The organism is Rothia terrae (assembly GCF_012396615.1).
GTDB lineage: Bacteria > Actinomycetota > Actinomycetes > Actinomycetales > Micrococcaceae > Rothia > Rothia terrae.
Map to the genome: position 1 here is coordinate 47,605 of NZ_JAAXPV010000010.1, position 20,571 is coordinate 68,175.

The 20,571-nt window shown below is 51.7% G+C and carries 17 protein-coding genes; 12 read left to right on the top strand and 5 right to left on the bottom strand.

Translation table 11 applies throughout. The annotated features are described in order from the left end of the window. Positions 1–13: 13 nt before the first annotated feature. The 5 genes from HF984_RS06845 (at position 14) to HF984_RS06865 (ending at position 4,948) form a co-directional block, all read left to right on the top strand. Complete coding sequence (locus tag HF984_RS06845) at positions 14–1,120, top strand: GuaB3 family IMP dehydrogenase-related protein (protein ID WP_210729626.1); 1,107 nt, start codon at positions 14–16, stop codon at positions 1,118–1,120. A 97-nt stretch (positions 1,121–1,217) separates the two neighbouring features. Further along, entirely contained in the window at positions 1,218–2,189 is a 972-nt protein-coding gene (locus tag HF984_RS06850) for an SURF1 family cytochrome oxidase biogenesis protein (protein WP_343947428.1), read from the top strand. 19 nt (positions 2,190–2,208) lie between these two features. Next, complete coding sequence (locus tag HF984_RS06855) at positions 2,209–2,766, top strand: DUF3817 domain-containing protein (RefSeq protein WP_168614940.1); 558 nt, start codon at positions 2,209–2,211, stop codon at positions 2,764–2,766. 115 nt (positions 2,767–2,881) lie between these two features. Further along, complete coding sequence (gene guaA, locus HF984_RS06860; RefSeq protein ID WP_168614941.1) at positions 2,882–4,477, top strand: glutamine-hydrolyzing GMP synthase; 1,596 nt, start codon at positions 2,882–2,884, stop codon at positions 4,475–4,477. Positions 4,478–4,810: 333 nt separating this feature from the next. Beyond that, positions 4,811–4,948 (top strand): hypothetical protein, encoded by a 138-nt coding sequence (locus HF984_RS06865; RefSeq protein WP_168614942.1) that lies wholly within the window; start codon positions 4,811–4,813, stop codon positions 4,946–4,948. 413 nt (positions 4,949–5,361) lie between these two features. On the opposite strand, the gene HF984_RS06870 is transcribed toward HF984_RS06865, so the two are convergent. From HF984_RS06870 to HF984_RS06880, 3 genes are read right to left on the bottom strand one after another with little or no spacing between them, the layout of a single operon-like run. Continuing rightward, a complete protein-coding gene (locus tag HF984_RS06870; protein ID WP_168614943.1) occupies positions 5,362–7,080 on the bottom strand; it encodes a glycoside hydrolase family 13 protein in 1,719 nt (572 codons plus the stop codon). 40 nt (positions 7,081–7,120) lie between these two features. Beyond that, positions 7,121–8,833, bottom strand: a complete 1,713-nt coding sequence (locus tag HF984_RS06875; protein ID WP_168614944.1) for a glycoside hydrolase family 13 protein — start codon at positions 8,831–8,833, stop codon at positions 7,121–7,123. A gap of 23 nt (positions 8,834–8,856) precedes the next feature. After that, complete coding sequence (locus tag HF984_RS06880; protein ID WP_168614945.1) at positions 8,857–9,732, bottom strand: endonuclease/exonuclease/phosphatase family protein; 876 nt, start codon at positions 9,730–9,732, stop codon at positions 8,857–8,859. 253 nt (positions 9,733–9,985) lie between these two features. Between HF984_RS06880 and HF984_RS06885 the strand changes: the two genes are divergently transcribed. The 5 genes from HF984_RS06885 (at position 9,986) to HF984_RS06905 (ending at position 17,400) form a co-directional block, all read left to right on the top strand. After that, entirely contained in the window at positions 9,986–11,923 is a 1,938-nt protein-coding gene (locus tag HF984_RS06885) for a PTS sugar transporter subunit IIBC (protein WP_168614946.1), read from the top strand. A 95-nt stretch (positions 11,924–12,018) separates the two neighbouring features. Further along, positions 12,019–12,783: a MurR/RpiR family transcriptional regulator gene (locus HF984_RS06890; RefSeq protein WP_168614947.1), complete on the top strand. Its 765-nt coding sequence runs from the start codon at positions 12,019–12,021 to the stop codon at positions 12,781–12,783. Beyond that, a complete protein-coding gene (locus HF984_RS06895) occupies positions 12,780–13,238 on the top strand; it encodes a cell shape determination protein CcmA (RefSeq protein WP_168614948.1) in 459 nt (152 codons plus the stop codon). The genes HF984_RS06890 and HF984_RS06895 overlap by 4 nt, the downstream gene beginning before the upstream one ends. A 108-nt stretch (positions 13,239–13,346) precedes the next feature. Then, positions 13,347–17,189, top strand: a complete 3,843-nt coding sequence (locus HF984_RS06900) for a DEAD/DEAH box helicase (RefSeq protein WP_168614949.1) — start codon at positions 13,347–13,349, stop codon at positions 17,187–17,189. Then, positions 17,182–17,400 carry a hypothetical protein gene (locus tag HF984_RS06905; protein ID WP_210729618.1) on the top strand — a complete coding sequence of 73 codons (219 nt, stop codon included), beginning with the start codon at positions 17,182–17,184 and terminating at the stop codon, positions 17,398–17,400. Before HF984_RS06900 ends, HF984_RS06905 begins: the two co-directional genes overlap by 8 nt. A gap of 71 nt (positions 17,401–17,471) precedes the next feature. Here HF984_RS06905 and HF984_RS06910 read toward each other — a convergent pair whose 3' ends face one another. Then, a complete protein-coding gene (locus HF984_RS06910; RefSeq protein WP_168614950.1) occupies positions 17,472–17,648 on the bottom strand; it encodes an FmdB family zinc ribbon protein in 177 nt (58 codons plus the stop codon). A gap of 77 nt (positions 17,649–17,725) precedes the next feature. Next, positions 17,726–18,328 (bottom strand): 5-formyltetrahydrofolate cyclo-ligase, encoded by a 603-nt coding sequence (locus tag HF984_RS06915; protein WP_168614951.1) that lies wholly within the window; start codon positions 18,326–18,328, stop codon positions 17,726–17,728. A gap of 299 nt (positions 18,329–18,627) precedes the next feature. On the opposite strand from HF984_RS06915, the gene galU reads away from it, so the two are divergent. Together galU and HF984_RS06925 are read left to right on the top strand one after the other, a co-directional pair. Then, on the top strand, positions 18,628–19,536 hold the full coding sequence (gene galU, locus HF984_RS06920; protein ID WP_168614952.1) for a UTP--glucose-1-phosphate uridylyltransferase GalU: 909 nt from the start codon (positions 18,628–18,630) through the stop codon (positions 19,534–19,536). Between the two features lie 148 nt (positions 19,537–19,684). Continuing rightward, on the top strand, positions 19,685–20,557 hold the full coding sequence (locus HF984_RS06925) for a hypothetical protein (RefSeq protein ID WP_168614953.1): 873 nt from the start codon (positions 19,685–19,687) through the stop codon (positions 20,555–20,557). Positions 20,558–20,571 lie beyond the last annotated feature (14 nt).

Consider the following 20,571-nt stretch of genomic DNA (forward strand, 5'->3'; position numbering starts at 1 on the left):
TATTCAAATTGGCATGTCAAAACGTGCCCGACGCACATATTCCTTGGACGACATTGCGCTCGTTCCCACCCGCCGTACTCGCGATGCATCAGATGTTGATACATCGTGGCAGATTGACGCGTTCAAGTTTGATACTCCCTTGATTGGTGCACCGATGGATTCGGTCACCTCACCCGCTACAGCTATTGCCCTCGGTAAGCTGGGCGGTCTGGGCGTGCTCAACTTGGAAGGTCTGTGGACCCGCTACGAGGATCCCCAGCCCTACCTGAACGAAATCACCGCTATGCCGGTAGACAACCCCATTGCGGCTACCTGTCGTATGCAGGAAATCTACGCGGAACCCATCAAGCCCGAGCTTATTACTGCACGACTTTCGGAGATCCGCGAGTCAGGCGTCATCGTTGCAGGTTCATTGACCCCGCAGAACATTCAGGAGCACTACGAGACCGTCGTCAAAGCCGGCGTCGATATCTTTGTAATTCGCGGTACCACCGTCTCTGCGCAGCACGTTTCGCAGAACCGTGAGCCGCTGGACCTCAAAAAGTTCATTTATGAGCTCGATGTTCCTGTCATCGTTGGTGGCGTGGCTGGTTACACTCCGGCGCTGCACCTGATGCGTACCGGTGCAGCCGGTGTGCTCGTTGGCTTCGGCGGCGGCTCAGCAATGACCACCCGTCGCGGTCTGGGCATTCACGCGGCCATGGCAACCGCTATCTCTGATGTTGTTCAGGCTCGTAGCGACTACCTGGATGAATCAGGCGGACGCTACGTGCACGTGATTGCTGACGGTGGCCAGGGACGTTCCGGCGACATCGTAAAATCACTGGCACTTGGCGCAGACGCAGCTATGATCGGTGCTCCTTTGGCGCGTGCTGAAGAAGCCCCCGGACGCGGTCTCTACTGGGGCAACGAGGCACACAGCCCCGAGTATCCCCGCGGCGTCCGCACCCCGCTTGAAGTTGTAGGACCGCTAGAGGAAGTTCTCTACGGCCCCTCACACCACGTTGACGGTACCTCCAACATTGTCGGCGGCATCAAGCGCGCCATGGCAACCTGCGGTTACACCGATCTCAAATCCTTCCAGCGCTCAGAAGTAACGCTTATTCCGTACGGCGGCTAATAACCGGTGAACGCTTAAGCTGAAAATTCCCCGCACATCGGTAGATATCCCACGATGATGCGGGGAATTTTTACTTTAAAACAGATAGGGTAGAAGGGTGTTAAAACAGGCTCTTAAACCTCGGTGGATTGGTTTGCTACTGGTGGCGCTCGCGCTGGTCAGTGGCTTTGTCATGCTTTCGATGTGGCAACTTAATTCTTCGACGCTGGGGCGTGTGAACGCTGATCCTGCTAAAGATCGGGTGCGTCCTTACACAGAGGTTCTCAAGGCTAATGAGCCGCTGATACAAACTCAGGTTGATACTGTGGTTGAAGCTGAGGGCACATACGTTCAGGGGTCTTCGTATCTGATCGAGAACCGCCTGGAAAACGGTGCACACGGGTATTGGATTGTTAGTGAATTTGTGCCCAAAGACGCTCAAAAAGTGTCTATCGACGGCAAACAGACCCAGCGCGCTATAGCAGTTGCCCGTGCGTGGTCTCGCACCACTGAGATTCCTCAAGAGCCGCAAGGGACGGTCAAGATTGCAGGACGCGTGGTTTCTAACGAACCCGCCGTTGCCAGCCAATCTCGTCACGATGAGGATGCCGCAAACCCCCGCACACTCGCATCCACCAGCACTGCCCAGCTCACCAACCTGTGGGAACGTCCGCTCTATTCATCTATCCTGACGGTTGCCGCAGAAGTTCCCGCCTCGCAGAGCCTTCCGGTCACAGCGGAGAAAACTATCGATGAAAGCTCCACCATCATAGGGCAGAACCAGGATCTCACCCCCGTAAGAGTTGCCCAGGTTGAAGACCACGATATCAACTGGCTCAACATTTTCTACTCGCTGGAATGGCTGGTATTCGCAGGCTTTGCACTGTACCTGTGGTGGCGTATGCTCAAGGATTCTCTCGACAAAGAAAGTGATCCCGCTCAATACTTTGAATACACCGGTGAGTACTTTATCGATGAAGAAACCGGACGCGCCTACTACTTTGATCCCGCCGATCAGCAGTACTACTTCTTTGATACGGTCCCTGATATGCCGTCGTCCACAACTACTTCCCGACCTACTGCGCAATAGCTAGAAAAGAGATTAATGTATGGCTTCTGATAAGACCCCGCGTCCTGTTGAAAGAACCGACGGTAAGAAAGTGACCCTCGCATCATCATCAGCATCGCAGGATGCCAATGCGCGCGGTGGTTTTACCGTTCGCAAAAAATTTGGCGGTACTGAGTCGCAGATTCGCTCAGCTCTGACGCTCTACAAATGGTGCGCCTGGATTTCAGGTACGTTTTTGCTACTGCTAGTAGCCGAGATGATTTCTCGCTATATTTTTGGTTACGACCTCATGGCAGGAGCTACCAATGCGGCAACCGGTGAAAACGTTGCTCTAGGCTGGCTCAACCGAGAAACGGGCAACCTGACCGGCGGTATTAACATCTCAACTTGGATTTTGATTGTCCACGGTTGGTTCTATGTCATTTACCTGCTGTCATGCCTGCGCCTGTGGTTGCTGATGCGCTGGGGTATTGCTCAGTTGATTGTGATGGCTCTTGGCGGCGTCGTGCCTTTCCTCTCATTTATTGTTGAGAAGAAGATTCACCGTGAGACTCTGTCGCTGGTTGAGGCTAACCCGCAGGCTTTAAAGCGCTACTAAGCACATGTGGGCACAGGGCAGTGATGCATAAAGTCCGCTCTGTAGCTTAGAATGAACCATAGACCAGGTCTCAACACCTGTTGAGGCACAAAACCACCGACCTTTAAGGTAATAAGTGACCAACGCAGAAAATACCGTAGAGCAGCTCGAAGAGCGCCCGGTACTGGTTGTAGACTACGGTGCTCAGTACGCGCAGCTGATTGCTCGTCGCGTACGTGAGGCCGGTGTTTACTCAGAAATCGTTCCTCACAGCATGTCCACCGAGAAGATTTTGGCGAAAGATCCTGCCGCAATCATTCTTTCGGGCGGTCCTTCATCTGTTTATGCAGATGGTGCGCCTGCAGGTGATATCGCTTTGTTCGAAGCTGGCGTACCTGTTTTTGGTATTTGCTATGGCTTCCAGCTGATGGCTCATACTCTGGGCGGTACTGTTGCTCAGACAGGTTTGAGTGAGTTCGGCGCTACTACCGCGACCGTGTGTGCTGAAGACTCATCATTCTTAACCGGCACCCCCGACAGCCAGAATGTTTGGATGAGCCATGGTGATTCCGTGTCGCAGGCACCTGAGGGGTTCGATGTTTTGGCGAAGACCCCCGGCGCTGAGGTGGCTGCTTTCGTTGATACCAAGCGTAAATTCGGCGGCGTGCAGTGGCACCCCGAGGTTAAGCACTCTGATTACGGTCAGGTAGCTCTGGAGAACTTCTTGTTCAACGTTGCGGGCCTTGAGAAGACATGGTCAACGGGCAATATCATCGACGAGCAGGTTGCTAAGATTCGTGAGCAGGTTGGCGATGACCTCGTAATCTGTGCACTGTCCGGCGGCGTTGATTCTTCTGTTGCTGCGGCTTTGGTCCACAAGGCTGTTGGCGATCAGCTAACGTGTTTCTTTATCGATCACGGTTTGTTGCGTGAAGGTGAGCGCGAGCAGGTTGAGCAGGATTACGCGTCAACTATGGGCATCAAGGTTGTGACTATCGATGAGTCAGAGCGTTTCTTGGGCGCTCTGGAGGGCATTACTGAGCCTGAGGCTAAGCGTAAGGCTATTGGTCGTGAATTTATCCGTTCGTTTGAGGACGCTCAGCGTAAGTTGATTGCTGAGGCTGGCGTTGAGGGAGCGGATATTAAGTTCTTGGTACAGGGCACTTTATACCCGGACGTTGTTGAGTCCGGCGGCGGCGAGGGCGCGGCTAATATTAAGTCTCACCACAATGTGGGCGGTTTGCCTGAGGATTTGAAGTTTGAGCTTGTAGAGCCGTTGCGCGCTCTCTTTAAGGATGAGGTTCGCGCTATTGGTCGTGAGCTTGGCGTTCCTGAGAAGATTGTTGCTCGTCAGCCCTTCCCGGGTCCTGGCTTGGGCATTCGTGTAATTGGCGAGGTCAATAAGCACAATTTGGATGTTTTGCGTGCGGCTGATGCGATTGCTCGTGAGGAGCTGACTGCTGCTGGCATGGACGAAGAGATCTGGCAGTGCCCGGTAGTGTTGTTGGCTGGTGTTCGTTCTGTTGGTGTGCAGGGTGATGGTCGTACGTATGGTCATCCGATTGTGTTGCGTCCGGTTTCTTCTGAGGATGCGATGACTGCGGATTGGACTCGTATGCCGTACGATGTGTTGGCTAAGATTTCGAATCGTATTACGAATGAGGTGCGTGAGGTTAACCGAGTTGTGCTGGATGTGACTTCTAAGCCGCCGGGAACAATTGAATGGGAATAAAAGCAATTTTCGGCTTCGCCGAAATAAAAATTGCTTTTATTAAAACGCCGACGTAGGCGTTTCTCAAAGGGGACAGATTCTCAAGGGTCTGTCCCTTTTGTCTGGTTTCGCTCGCAGGCGGAAAAGAAATTCAGATTAATAAGGCGTTGATGTAAACGTCTGAGGAAGGGGACAGGTCTTCGCGGATCTGTCCCTTTTCTGTTGCTCTTTTTGTTGTTTGGGTGGGTTTTGCCTTCAACTAAGTGGTAACCATGCTTATTTCCTGTATGCTGTGGTGGTTATAGTAATTAGTGCGGGCGTGTGAGCGTCTGTGCCTGTTCCGGTGGAGGAAAGATGAATAACGTACTTCGTACTGTTGTGGCTAAGTTGACTGAGATCGCTCGTGATCCTAAGAATCAGCAGAAGATTCGGGAGTTTGCTGCGAAGGTTCAGCCTAAGGTGCAGGAGCTGTTGCGTAAGCGCAATAAGTAAGTATTTTTTGATGCCCTGTCTCCGGTGGAGGCGGGGTGTTTTTGTTAAAAGAAAAGCCTCGCCGTACACTACTCGGCGAGGCTTTTGCATCCTAAAAAATAAATGAGGTGCTCTCTATTCATTCACATGTGGATGCTTTGCTTTGCGGCGCTTTTTGGGGAATCTGCCGCAAAGAGGTTCGCATTCGAGTAGGGAAAACCTCGAGTGTGCGAACGTTTTTATTCTAGTATGCGGTGGATTTTTTAGGAGGCATGGCGCGTTGTGCGCGATAGAAGAGCGTACAAATTAATTTACTTTGTCGGTCAAACCGTTGTCCTAGATATAGATTTTCGTGGTGTAAGTAACCACCTTGAATAGGCCGAAAAGGGGCTTAGCTGCGTGTGCATGCTAAGCCCCTGTTTCGGTAGGACGTATTAGTCGGAAATTTTGTATACCTTGGCTTCGTACGGTCGCAAGGTGTCACCGGCGTCATCGGAGTAGTTAGAGATGACGAGCTGCTGGCGGCCGTCTGCTAGCTCGTAGCTACGTTCTACGTCGTGGTCGGTGAAGTTCGCGATGACAAGAAGTTTCTCGCCGTTCGATGCGTGACGTTCGTAGGCGTATACTTCTGAGTCTTCGGCGTCCAAGGGCTTGAAGGACGCGTACACCATGTGGTCTTGCAGTTCGCCGCGTCGTAGGGAGATGAGACGCTGGTAGTAGTAGAACAGTGAGTCTGGGTTATCCAGTGCTGCCTGGGCGTTGATTTCGGTGAAGTTGGGGTTAACGTCAATCCACGGAGTTCCGGTGGAGAACCCGCCGTGAGCGCTGCTGTCCCACTGAACGGGGGTGCGTGCGTTGTCGCGTCCTTTGGCGTAGATCAGTTCCATGCCCTCAACAGGAGTTAGAGAACCGCGATCGGTCACAAAATCGTCGTACATGTTGAGGGAATCGAGATCGCGATAGTCCGAAATGCTCGGGAACTTCACGTTGGTCATGCCGAACTCTTCGCCCTGGTAAATGTAGGGGGTTCCCTGCATAAAGTGAAGGACGGTGGCAAGCATTTTCGCGCTGACTTCGCGGTACTCAGCAGAGTCATTGCCAAAGCGCGATACCACGCGCGGCTGATCATGGTTGTTCCAGTAGAGTGAGCCCCACGCCTTGCCGTCCAACTCCGTCTGCCAGGCATTCAAAACCTTTTTGAGCTCGCGAAGATCGTATTTTTGTAAGGACCATTTGCCCATGCCAGCGCCCGGGTCTGAGTCCACACCCATGTGTTCAAAATGGAAGATCATATTGAGCTCATCGGTTTCAAAACCGGCGAACCCTAAAGCTTCGGACGGGGGAGTTGCAGACATCTCTCCAACCGTCATGCAGTCGTAGCGCGAGAATGCCTGCGCATTCATCTCGTGCATCCATTCATGAACCTTAGTGCCATTGTGAATGACGAAGGGAATGGACGAACTGTGTTTGTCAGGATCCACTGAAGGATCGTCAGGCAATCCCTCGGGTTTGGAGATGATGTTGATTGCGTCCAGGCGGAAGCCATCGATTCCTTTATCTAACCACCAGCGGGTCATCTCGTAGATAGCCTCACGCACCTTGGGGTTTTCCCAATTCAGGTCGGGTTGCTTCTTCGAGAAGATGTGCATGTACCACTGATCGGTGTTTTCGTCGTATTCCCACGCGCGTCCGCCAAATTCCGAGCCCCAGTTATTCGGCGGGAGTGGATTGCCCTGATCATCGACGCCGGAAGAATCTCGCCAGTAGTAGAAGTCGCGGTAGGGATTGTCTGTGGAGGCACGCGACTGCACAAACCATTCGTGCTCATCAGAGGTATGATTGGCGACCATATCCATCAGAATTTTGATGCCGTGGTTGTGAGCGGTTTCTAGAAGCTCATCAAAGTCAGCCATGGTGCCGAACTCGTCCATGATGCTGTAGTAATCGCTGATGTCATAGCCCATGTCGTCGTTGGGAGATCCAAAAACGGGGGAGAGCCAGATAACGTTGATGCCTAGCTGCGAGAGGTAGGGAATACGCGAGGTGATACCGGGGATATCGCCGATGCCATCGCCGTCAGAATCTTGGAATGAACGCGGCCATACCTGATATACAACGGCTTCTTTCCACCACTGTTTACCTGCGTTAGACATAAAATTTCTCCTTCAAAAACTAAAATATTGCCGTTGCCCGTTATGCGGTGAACCTGTACACAACTGACTCGTAGGGGCGCAAGACGTTGTCTGTGGGTGCATCCTCGTAGTTGCTGATCAGCAGCTCGGCGGATGCGGTGTCGTAGCCGTAATCACGTTCAACAAGCTGATCGGTGAAGTTACTAATGACTAGCAGGGTCTCGCCCTCAGACTCTCCGGTGCCTCTGCGCAGGTAGGCGTAAACCGCTGCATCATCGGAATCTAGCAGCTTGTAGATTCCGTTGATAATAATCGGGTGGTTCTGCCGTAATTCAATGAGCTTCTTATAGTGATAGAAGACGGAGTCTTTGTCACTCAGTGCCTGGTCAGCGTTGATTTCTGTGTAGCGCGGATTGAGCTTGAGCCAGGGAGTACCGTCGGTGAAGCCTGCGTGCTTGCTGTTGTCCCATTGCATGGGGGTGCGTGCGTTGTCGCGTCCTGACGCTGAAATATAGCGCATCATGTTCTCATGCGATACGGTGCCAGAATCCACGAGTTTGCGGTAGTTATCGTGAATTTCGATGTCGTTGTAATCGTTGATGTCCTCAAAGAAGACGTTGGTCATGCCCAGCTCTTCACCTTGATAAATGTAGGGGGTTCCCTGCATCATGTGCAGGGTTGTGCCCAGCATTTTGGCTGATCGGACGCGGTGCTCCGGGCTGTCATTGCCAAAGCGAGAAACAGCGCGCGGCTGGTCATGGTTGTTCCAATACAGAGCGTTCCAAGCCTTGCCTGAGAGATCATCCTGCCATTTAGTCAAAATGCGTTTGAGGTCCACGAGCTGGAACCGAGTATCGTTCCATTTACCGATCATCGGGTCTGGGTTAGAGTCCACTCCCATGTGCTCGAACTGGAAGAGAGTTTGTAGTTCTTCACGGTCAAAGCCGGTGTAGAGCAAGCCGTCTGCAGTTGTCACGCAAGGTGTTTCACCCACCGTCAATACGGGGTACTTGCTCAGGACCTCTGTGTACATCTCATGGAGGAACTCATGAACCCGAGGACCATTAGCGGCCATAATCAAAGAATTATCTTTTGAACCTGCGGTGACAGCTAAATCATCGGGGTATGACTGATCTTTAGAAATCAGGTTGATGACGTCCATACGGAAACCGGCAACACCTTTGTCGAGCCAGAACCGCATGACATCGTAGACTTCTTCGCGTACCTTGGGATTCTCCCAGTTCAAATCAGGTTGTTTGATGGAGAACATATGAAGGTAGAACTGCTGGGTAGTTTCATCCCACTCCCACGTAGACGGTGAGAACGCTGCAATCCAGTTGGTGGGCGGAATCGGGGTGCCGTCGTCCTCGAAGCCCTGTGCGTCCTTCCAAATGTAGTAATCGCGGTAGGGATTGTCTTTTGAGGACCGCGCTTGCTTAAACCACTCGTGTTCATCTGAGGTGTGGTTGACCACGAGGTCCATGATGATTTTGATGTTGTGCTTGGTCGCCTCGGCAAGGAGCTCATCGAAATCTGCCATGGTGCCGAACTCATCCATGATGGCTCGGTAATCAGAGATGTCGTAGCCGTTATCGTCGTTGGGGGACTGATAGACGGGGGAGAGCCAGATTGCTTGAATGCCTAGGTTAGCGAGGTAGGGGATGCGAGAGGTAATGCCCGGGATATCTCCGACACCATCGCCGTTAGAGTCTTGAAAACTGCGGGGGTAGATCTGGTAGATGACGGGTTCTTGCCACCACTGAGTTGTGCTCATGGTTCTTTCCTTAAATGTGGGGTTTAGGCGGTACGGGCGAAGAACGCTTGTGACGGGTGCGAGAGTTGAAGCGGGTCGAAGGATGCGAGCACGCCACTGTGATCTGAAATTGCTTGTGCGGTGTTGTCGGCAAATACGACCTTGTGAGTCTTGAATTCAATGGGTTCAGAGGTGAAGATGTGATCCAACGTCATGGCTGATAGGACTTCGTCCCAGCCGTGGATTGCTTTGTGAACGGTGGCTTCGCCTGAAACCTGGGTTGCCGATGCTCGGGCATCATGCCATCCGCGGGAGAGTACCAGATCGTACCCCTGTTCCCGCAGGGCACTGTCATTGTTGAAGTCGCCCATCATCACGGCAGGAGCATCCGCAATCTCACGTAATTGGCGGTCAAGAAGCGCAAACTCGTGTTCAAAGAGGGACTGCCCGTCGTTATTCCACCACGACAGGTGGCAGGTTGCAAACCATAGCGGCTGGCCTTGAACTTCAATTTTCGCAGCTAAAGCGAAGCGTTTTTGGATGTCATAGAAGCCATAGTTCGGCGCTAAATCGAGGGCTTGAGTGCGTTGAAGCGGAGCCTTAGAAAGTATCGCGAGTCCTTCTTCGTACATCTCAAAGCCAAGGTGGGTTGCAATCCAGCTCCAATGGTAGGTGTAGCCCATCTTTTTCAACAAACGGACCAGGAGTAACGCGTAGTTATCTTCGCGGATGGGATGTTCGACTGAGGTCGATACAAAACATGGGGTAGAGGTGGCCTCGAAGAACTGTTGGTGTTGGTTGACTTCTTGCAGGGTAATGACATCAATGTCTTCGTTGACGATGTAATGCGCTAAATCGGTGAGCTTATCAATCTGGTTAATCTCTAGCCAGCTATGGGTGTTGAGAGTCAAAATTTTCATGACCGGAAGGAACTTCTAACGCTAATAAAGGGGTGTGGTGATAGTAGAAAAATCAGTTTTATCCTATGGACGTTTGCACCGCGAATGCGAGGGAAAGGGCGACCGCGATGCCCAGAACTTTTACCAAGTCTTGAAACACTAATGCCACGTTGTGAAACTCTTGTTCAAGATAGAGATTTAGTGCGGTGAAATACGTTACTTCGGGGTATTCTTCTATTCGTTACTTGTACTTTTGAAAACGAGGTTTGATCCGATGATGGAGAAAATCCAGAGGTTCGGCTCGGCAATGCTTGCCCCCGTCCTCCTCTTTGCTTTTGCTGGTCTTGCAGTAGGTATCGCTATTATCTGCAAGAACGAGCAACTCCTTGGCCCGATCGCGGCTGAGGGTACTGGCTGGTTTAACTTCTGGTCAGTGTGGGAGGCAGGCGCTTGGACTGTCTTCAACCAGATGGAATTGTTGTTTGTTCTTGGTTTGCCCATTGCACTGGCAAAGCACGCACAGGCACGCGCTGTTCTTGAAGCAGCAATGGTTTACCTGACCTTCAACTACTTTGTAGCTACCATCCTCAGCATTTGGGGCAACAACTTCGGTATCAACTACGAGCAGGACATCACCGAGACCGCTGCCGGTACCGGTTTGAAGATGATCGCTGGTATTAAAACCATGGACACCGGTATTTTCGGTGCGATCATCATCTCTGCAATCGTTGTGTGGTTGCACAACCGCTTCTTTAACACCAAGCTTCCGGACTTCCTCGGTATCTTCCAGGGCACTCAGTTTGTATACGGTGTTGGCTTCTTCTTGATGATGCCCGTAGCACTTTTGTTCTGCGCTGTTTGGCCCACTATCCAGGCAGGCATCGGCTCGTTGCAGGGTGTTTTCATGGGCTCAGGCGTCTTCGGCATCTGGCTGTACGTCTTCTTAGAGCGCATCCTGATTCCCACCGGTCTGCACCACTTTATCTACACCCCCTTTGTCTTTGGTCCCGCTGTTACTCCTAACGGTGTTACCAAGGACTGGGTTGCTGCACTGCCGCAGATTGCACAGTCATCTGCACCCCTATCAGAGCAGTTCCCCGCTGGTGGCTTTGGTCTGCACGGTAACTCAAAGGTCTTTGCGCCGCTGGGCATTGCTGCAGCGTTCTACACCACCGCGCGTCCTGAGAAGAAGAAGGAAACCCTGGCACTTCTCATTCCCGTTTGCTTGACCGCAATCCTCATCGGTATTACCGAGCCTCTTGAATTCACCTTCCTCTTCTTGGCTCCGCCGCTGTTTGCTGTTCATGCAGTATTGGCTGCAACCATGACATCAGTGATGTGGCTCTTCGGTGTTCGCGGCAACATGGGTGGCGGTCTGATTGACTTCCTGTTCCAGAACTGGATTCCGCTGTGGAGCAACCACTCAGGCACCTACATCGCTCAGATCATTATCGGTCTGATCTTCACCCTGATTTACTTTGTTGTCTTCCGTTTCATGATTTTGAAGTTCGATTTCAAGACTCCCGGTCGTGAGGTCGACGGTGGCGAAACCAAGCTGTACTCAAAGGCTGAGTATCGTGCAGCAAAGAAGAACGGCAAGATTGGTGTGGGTTCAGTAGCTGCAGCAAGCGCAGCTGGTGCTGCGACCGGTGCTGTTACTGCGGATGCTGATGACACCTACAGCCAGCGTGCACGCGACTTCCTGGGACTGCTGGGTGGCCCGTCAAACATCACCGATGTTAACAACTGCGCAACCCGCCTCCGCGTTTCGGTGAAGGATCCTGAACTCGTTGGTAACGAGTCAGACTTCAAGAGCGCAGGTGCTATGGGCCTGGTCAACAAGGGCAAGGCGCTGCAGGTCATTGTTGGTATGGACGTTCCTCAGGTTCGTGACCGTTTCGAGGATATGGTCAACGCAGCTGACTATGCTCCTGCCGAAGCAACCGCATCCAACGATCCTTATTCACAGCGCGCTCACGATTTCTTGGCTCTGCTCGGTGGCGCTGAGAACATCACTAACGTGAATAACTGCGCAACACGCCTTCGCGTTTCTGTTGCAGATGAGAACAAGGTTGATACCTCGGATGCGAACTTCAAGAACGCCGGTGCACTCGGTGTTGTTCGCAAGGGCAAGGCATACCAGGTCATCGTTGGTATGGACGTTCCCCAGGTTCGCGATCGTTTCGAAGATATGGTTAATTCCAACAAGTAACCGTTCAGGTCTCTGAGCGGATACGTTAGCTCCCGGTGTTTACGATGCTGTACTATCGTTTTTGATAGTAAGTAAGTATTCACCGGGAGTTTTTGTTGGATCTGCAAGACGTTGTCAACGCGAATCAGCATCGATTTAGTGAGACCGAGCGAGATATTCTTGCCTTCATGCTAGAGAACGAGGAATTCGTTGCAGAGGCAACTATTTCTTCCCTTGCTCACCGCACTTTTACGTCGACGTCCAGCATCATTCGACTGACAAAGAAACTCGATTTCTCGGGTTTTGCTGAGCTGAAATACTTCATTAAATCTTCTATCAACAAACCCACAGATTCTGCGGTTGACTTTATCCAAGCCGGTAAAGATGACATCGTGAAAACTCTGGAATTTGTCGAGTATTATAATCTCAAACCGGTGTTAGCGAAGATTCAGAACGCGCGCAGTGTCTACTGCTATGGCACCGGTTATGCCCAGCGAAATGCAGTTCAAGAATTTGCGAAATCGATGTTAGCGTGCGGCAAATTTATGCACGTTATTCCGGCACATAACGAGTTTTCCGGTAGCGTGGACGCGATGACCAGCGAGGACCTTGTGATTGTGGTGTCGCTATCGGGTAATACGGATCAGATTCGCGAGACGCTCAAAATGCTGTCACTGCGTAAAATCCCGGTCGTTGCCGTGACTGATTTTGGAATGAATTATCTGTCATCCATCGCCGTTCATAGCCTGCACTATGCGGCCACTCCAGCTACTATCAATAATCAGCGTGCGCCTTACCATTCCTTTGTTGGCCTCAATATTTTGCTTGACTATTTAGTGCGTAGCTACATCGATTTTATTGACCCGAAAGATACACCATGAGGGCCCTTTTACTTTTGCTGAGCGACTCAGCCAAGCTGACTAAAATTCTGTTTTGGTACTGGTTGTTGAGCGCCGGTGCTTTTGTGCTGTTTGCGTTTACGCAGGCTAGTTCTACGAGTACATCGTTTGAGCAGACGCTTCAGCAACCTTCGATTGCCCTGTCATTTTTGATTTCGTGCATGTCTATCATTCAAGCGGTCATGCTGAAGATGGCGCATAGTGAAAATGAAAATACGGTGCGAATTTTTTCGATTTTTAGCGGTGTTCAGCAGGTGCTGGTAGGCAATATTCCTGCTGCGCTTTTATCGTATTTTCTAGCCCGGTCTTTGCATGATGCTCCGCGTGAGCCGTTCGCTCCTACCTGGCGTTGGGTACTGATCGGCGTGTGTATTCTTTTGAGTTTCTTGACATTTTTGACGCTACTTGCACGCTATAACCAGTTCTTTGGCGCATAAGAAACAGACGGGTTTATGAGAACCGGTCATTGATTGATGCTGTCAGCACGTAAAATAGTGGCGTAACACTTTGTGAGGGTGAGAAAAATTTCTAACGAATCGATGCACTTGGGGCAGACCTCTGATGCCGCTGAACAGAACGACGACGTTGAGAACACTGGTTTCAATGAGGAAAGCGCGGCAGGCCTAGAGAAATGGGCTGAGCAGATGGACCTGTATACAGGTCCTGACGCCCTGCTTGATTTTAATCAGGTGGACTATGTCCATATTGATTTCACCCATGCCAATCCTTCAGGTATCGCGCAGCTGATGATGGGACGTAAGACTCGTCTTTCAACTATTTTGCGCGATAAACAACAGCTCGAATCGGGTATGCGGGCTGCCCGAGGCTTGCGCGCTAAGATTTTTGAGCTTGAAACCGGGCACGGATTGGACGCCGGTTACTTTGTTGCTGGTACCGCGTCCTGGCTGTCGCACGATGTGCGCGAGCGAGGAATGGCGAGTGAAAAGCGCTTTATTGCGCCAATTTTGCTGGCTCCATTAGCCATTACTCCTCATGCCTCGAGTGATGATTTTGAGCTTCGTTTAGCGGGTTCAGCTAAGCTGAATCCGGCTCTAGTGCGCCAGTTGCGTAAGGAATACGGCATCGATTTAGGAACGATGGATGTTGCCGCTCTTGCCAACTCCATGTCGCGTCTTGATCCAGAGCCTGTGATTGATCGTATGCGCGCATCGACCGCATCTATACCGGGCATGATGATTGAAGCGAAGTATCTCGTCTCGACCTTCGCTGATCTGAAGGAAAGCATGGGGGAGCTACCCCATACCGCCCACACTAAGGTTGTGCGTGACTTAGCGCAACTGAAATCCGGTGTTGAGGGCTCAGGCAATATTGCCGAAGTCTCAACTACCCGTCCTCCGCTTGATGCGCGTAATCCCGAAGACGAGATGCTGGTGTTGGATGCCGACGCCGCTCAGCAAGAAATTATCGACCTCGCCTATGAGGGATATTCTCTGGCTGTCACCGCCGCACCCGGCACCGACTCTTTACGCACCGCGGTAAACCTATCCACCACGCTGATTGCACAGAACAAGTCTGTTTTGGTAGTGGGCGAGAAAAGCTCAACTCTGCGCGATTTTTCGTCCTTGCTCGCTAAAACCGGCGTGCAGGAACTTCAGTACGACCTGCTGGCTGATACCGAACCTGAAGAACAGCGTCAGCAACTGATCCGCGGTATTGTACGCAACGAAAAAGCGATTACTCCTAACTACCGCGATGTTCAAGAAGAACTGGTTGAAACCCGCAATAAACTGGCCGGCCACATTAACGCACTGAAGTTTACGGAATCACGTTGGGGATGCTCACCGTTCGATGCGATGCAGACTCTTGCAGCGCTCACCGCACAGAACCCAGCACCTGCCTCTCACGTTCGTTTTGATCGTCCAGTCATGGATGCTCTCACCGAACGAGCACAGACCACCAAAGACCTGGTGCGTTTAGGCGAGCTAGCTGCTTTCAAGAAATCCACCCGTCAGTCACCGTGGCATAATGCCAAGCTCATTAGCGAAGAAGAAAGTTCGGTTGCACACGAACTCGTCAAGAGCCTTCAAAAATCGCTGACGTCCATGAACGCAGCGATGAGCCGTATGGCCGCTGAAACCGGTATGCGCGAAGGCAACTGCCTCAACGAGTGGGAAGAACAGCTTAACCTGCTCACTCGCATCCGCGAAACGCTCAAGAGCTTTACCGGCGATATCTACGACCGGCCGGTGACCGATCTGATTGCCGCAACTGCAAGCGGTTCGTGGCGTCGAGAAAACGGCATCGACATGAGCACCATGCAGCGTTCTCGTTTGCGTAAAGCGGCTAAAGAGTACATTCGCAACGGCGTACATATCTCTAACGTGCACGAGGCTCTGACAGTCGTACAGTCCGAGCGAGAAGAATGGCTACAGTGGGCTACCAAGGGCCACAAACCCGTTCCACCAGCCAACCTTGACGAGTTGAAAAACGAACTCGAGGTACTGCGTAACGAATTTTCCGGTCTTGCGCTGGTGCTTGAAGAGAGCCCATACGGCAACGACTTCTTCAACACTCCCGTGACTCAGATTGCGGACCGTCTAACTCAGCTAGCAGAAGATGAGTACTTGCTACACACTCTGCCTGAGCGCGACCGTCTGCTAGAGCGCCTACGCCAACAGGGCTTACACGATCTCATTGAGGACTTGCACGAGCGTGAAGTTGAAGCTTCGAATGTTGCAGCCGAGCTCGAGCTCGCATGGTGGCAGACTGCACTTGAAATGATGCTGGCTTCACAAGAAATCGAGATCTTAGACGGCGATGCCCTGCGCGACCTCGAAGCAAGGTTCCGCCGCGCTGACTACCGCCACCTCGCGTCCGGAGGCGCCCGTCTGATGTCTCAGGCAGCTGCGCACTGGAAGCAGGCAATTTCAGAGAATTCTCACCAAGCCGCCTATCTGAAATCTCAGCTACGCGGCCACGAATTCAGTATGAATGCAATGCTGTGCAACGCCGCCCATATCACTACTACCCTCTACCCGCTGTGGACCACCAGCCCCTTCGCGATCTCGCGTAAGCTACCGGTTGATATGCGTTTTGATGCGGTGATTTTGCTGGATGCGGACTCCACCCCGCTTGCTGCCAACCTGCCGGCGATTACTCGCGCTGATCAGGTCATCGCAATTGGCGACCCCGTCAGCGGTGTACCCGAGCCCTTCATGGTCTCGGCTATTGCTAACCCGGCAGTTCTAGAGAACGACGAAAAACTCGATTCAACCATCGAAGTATTAGCAAAGATTTTGCCCACACGCTCGTTGGCTGTTATCAACCGGGCTCTTGACCGTTCTGTATTCAATTACCTGAACGAGAACTTCTACAACAACCAGCTGAAGAACTACCCCTGGGGCGAAGAACTGACGGATAACGTCAGCGGCTTTAGCGTAGACCGCATTAGTTTAGAAGGACGCGTCAGCGATAACGCATCGCTAGATTCCCCTTCTTTGGAGGTTGAGCACGTGGGGTGGCGCGTTATTGAACACGCCATTAAACGACCGCAACAATCTCTTGCCGTTGTAGCAGCAAGTGTTCGACATGCACAGCGTATCGCTGATTTTGTGCGCCGTGCTCTTGCCCAGTACCCGCAAGCGGCGGACTTTTTCAAACCCGGTAAAGAACCTTTCCGCGTGGTTGATATTAGCCGTGCAGACGGTATTGAGCGCGACGTTATTATGTTCTCTCTGGGAGTGGGGCACGCCCGCCATAAAGCACCCGTGCACCAGCTCGGGCAGCTCTCTGAACCCAACGGACGCAACCGTTTTGTACTGGCCATGACACGTGCTCGCCACGAGACGCGCATTATGACGTGCCTAGAACTTGACGATATGGATCCGGCGCTCATGCAGCACGGTGCACTGGATATGTATAAGCTGCTTCAGGAATACGAACGTCAGCAGGCTGTCGATACTGAAATGCAGCTCAACGCGCAGATCACCGATAAGCTACCCGCCAACGAATTTCTGCTCAATGGAGACATTGAAGCAACCGATATGGGCGACTGGTTGCTCAACGATCTTGTGCGAAGGCTCAAAGAACGCGGAGCCACTGTGCACACCTCATATAACGGTGAAATCTCTTTGATTGCTACCGCCGACAGTGAGTCTCTCTCAGCTGGTGCTGTGCAGTCACCGCGTGCTCGTGCGACTTCCCAGAACCAGAAGACGCTTCGTCTGCCATTGGCGCTGTCTTCAGACGGTGCTGATAATTGGGCAGAGCTATCGGTACGCGAACGCACGCGTCTTCTGCCCGAGCGTTTGGGCAGAACAGGCTGGAACTACCTCACTCTGTGGACGATTGAGGTGTTCTCTGACCCCGAAGCGGTGGTAAACCGTATGAGCACCTACTTGGGAATCAGCGAGCCTGAGCATGTCTAAATCGCAGGAACAAGCACCGTCGGTGGGTTACTCGGCGACTCCTCAGAAACGACGCGGCCCGCGTCGGGCAACAGGCGGAAGCTCCATTGGCGGACCCGAACCTCAGCTTGCCGGTCTCAGCGCCCCCGTTGAACCTGAGGAACGAGCTGAGAATAACTCCCGCGATGAGTGGATGAAAGAGCAACGACCACCGCATTACGGTGGTAACTAGTAGACCAACTTAAAAAGCGGTGGACGCATCTTTTGATGCGCCCACCGCTTTGAGATAACGAGTGTAACTTTTTACTTATCGTTGGAGTAAAAACCTGAGCCTTTAAAGACGACTCCCACGTTGCCGAACTTCTTACGAAGCTGATCTTCGCCGCAGCTGGGGCAAGTTTTCAGTGGTGCATCTGAGAACGACTGGTGTTCTTCAAAAGCATGTCCGCAGTTCTTACACTGGTAAGCATAAACTGGCATGGGTATTCCTTAGACGTCTGTGCTGATAATCTGCACACCATACTACCGCGAAAAATAAGACGGTTATGCCATGCTTTCTAGGAGCGTAGTCGACGAGGTCCGCTGGGCGTAAGAACAGCAGGTGTTATGAAATCATGCTCCTCGTAGGGCAGTCCGTCGAGCAAGTCTTCATCGAAAATAACGGTGTAGGTGCTTTGAAGATGTTGTTCTGTCATCGCAGCGCAGAGCGTATCGTAAAAGCCGCCTCCCTGGCCCAGTCGATGGCCTTCGACATCGACTGCCAAGGCGGGCATGAGCCTGATATCAGCGTCCAAGAAAATCTCGGAACCATATTCTTCGCCTACCGGCTCATCAATTCCTAGAACATTGTGGACGCTCGGCGCATCCGGAACCCAACGCACCCAGGCAAGTTGTCGCGACAGTTTTACCACGGGTACAAAAATATTAATTTTGCGATTTATAAGGTTCAAAAGAATCTTTTCAATGGGCGGCTCGTGTACCAAAGGCAAAAAAGCTACTACCGCATCTCCTTCTTTTAGGAAGGAGAATAAATCCTTTGAGTTTTTCTCAAATTCTTGGGCAAGAAAAGAGCGGTAATCAGGATTAGACCGTAATTGACTGCGGCGTCTACGGATAGAAGCCCGAAGGAAAGCTTTATGGCTCTTTATACCTAGCATCATTGTTTTTCTGCGTCCTTGTCATGTATTGCAACTACAAAACATCTCTGTTTCACCCGGCACTCGTACACCGCCGGCAAGCGAATACTGCTGTAAAGGCTCGGTGGTTGCCCCGACCTCTATGAATAAAACACATCACACGTAAATCAGAGTATGAAATGAATATTTATGAATTTGTTTTGGCGTAGGGGCTGTTTAGTCTACAAGTGCGACGAAAAAGGGGGTATTTAGCGTCCGTAATTTGCTGAACATTACTTACTAATAAGCAGGTTTGCTCTATTTTATCGGCTATTGTTGACTCTATGACTGATACTAATTCACCTCGTCCTGTTACCAAGGCAGTAATTCCTGCAGCTGGTTTGGGCACCCGTTTTCTTCCTGCTACCAAGGCTACTCCCAAGGAAATGCTGCCGGTAGTTGACCGTCCTGCAATTCAGTATGTTGTTGAAGAGGCTGTTTCAGCAGGTCTGAACGACGTTCTGATGATTACTGGTCGTAACAAGCGCGCTCTTGAAGATCATTTTGACCGCGTTCCCACTCTTGAGGACTCCCTCGAAGAGCAGGGCAAAGACAAGCTTCTCAAGTCTGTTTTGGACACCAACGATATGGGCGAAATTCACTACGTTCGCCAGGGCGACCCTAAGGGTCTGGGTCACGCGGTGCTACGCGCTAAGATTCACGTTGGTAACGAGCCTTTCGCTGTGTTGCTCGGTGACGACCTCATTGACGAAAAGGATGACCTTTTGTCAGAGATGGTGCGCGTGCAGCAGAAGACCGGCGGCTCCGTTATTGCGTTGATGGAGGTTCCTGAAAGCCAGATTTCAGCATACGGCTGTGCAGCGATTGAAACGGTTGACGGTGAAGATTTCTTCAAGGTTTCTGAGCTTGTTGAAAAGCCCGCAGTTGAAGAGGCGCCTTCAAACTACGCGGTGATTGGACGCTACGTTCTCTCACCTAAGGTATTCGAGGTTCTTGAGAACACTGCGCCCGGTCGCGGCAATGAAATTCAGCTGACCGACGCACTGCAGACTCTTGCTAAGGGTAATGAGGAAGGCGACGGCGTATACGGCGTTGTCTTCAAGGGTCGTCGTTTCGATACCGGCGATAAGCTCAGCTACCTAAAGGCTAACGTTATTCTCGCTGCTGAGCGTGATGACCTCGGTTCAGAACTGCGTTCATGGATCAAGGAATTCGCATCAGAGCTCGACTAATAGCTTAATAATTTATCTAAAAGTGAGACAGAAAATATTTTCTGTCTCACTTTTTGCTTTTAATGAGTGACACTGTTGTAATTTAGATAGACTAAATTTTTGTAAGTGTGGGCTTGACGCTGTTTTTCAGTAGACTGGGGTGGATTGTATGGCTTGGGGTTGGCTGGGCGCATCTAGTTTTTTGCTGGTTATTGCCGCAGTTGTGACCTATATAGCCATGATCCGTCTCAACCGCTCGCGATTTGAACCCATTGGTGCTGAAAAGATGGCATGTGATGTTCTGGCGCAAGAGGCACGCTCGTCCGAAAGCACGGATATTGATTCATCATTCAGCAACGATGAACGTGGACCTTCTCGAAGTGGGCGTCTAGCTATTTTCGGTGCGGGTTCTCTTTCACTGGTGCTCGGTCTGCTCTTTGTGGCGGTTGCTGCTTTCACCAATGTTTCTTGGTCTGTGCCCGTGTGTTTTGTACTTGTAGGTTTTGGGTCTCTTGCCTTGCTACGTTTTTGGGCAGTGCGAGATCAACGTGCTCAGCAAGAGCGTTCAGTAGCTTATTCGGCAGGTATTCCTAGCGACCATGAATCGGGTGAAACCGTAAAACGCCAGGACGCGTCGACTCACTCTGAAAACCCGGTTTCGGATGCGCATTCGGCAGGTGCCCGCGTCGTGAAAGCAAAGCCTGTTGCTGCGTCCGTCAAGTCGCTACGATACGCTCGCACGCACCGAGATTTTGATCGCTACGAAAATAAAGCTAATGACCTTCAGCGCACAGCGACGCCCCAGCGCAAGGTCGCTACATCTTCAACGATTGACCACCGCGCCTTGCAGGTTGAAGATAACTCCTGGGCACCGGTGCAGGTACCGCGTCCGCTCTATCTAGATGCTGAAGAGCGCTTTCAACACATCGAACTGATGGAACTGCCAGAAGAGCCTTATGCTCGCTCCAAGACGCTCAAAGAAGCCGCATCGGGTAGCGTCCGCATTGACCTTGACGATGTACTGAACCGTCGACGCGCCTAAGATACAGTCGTTTG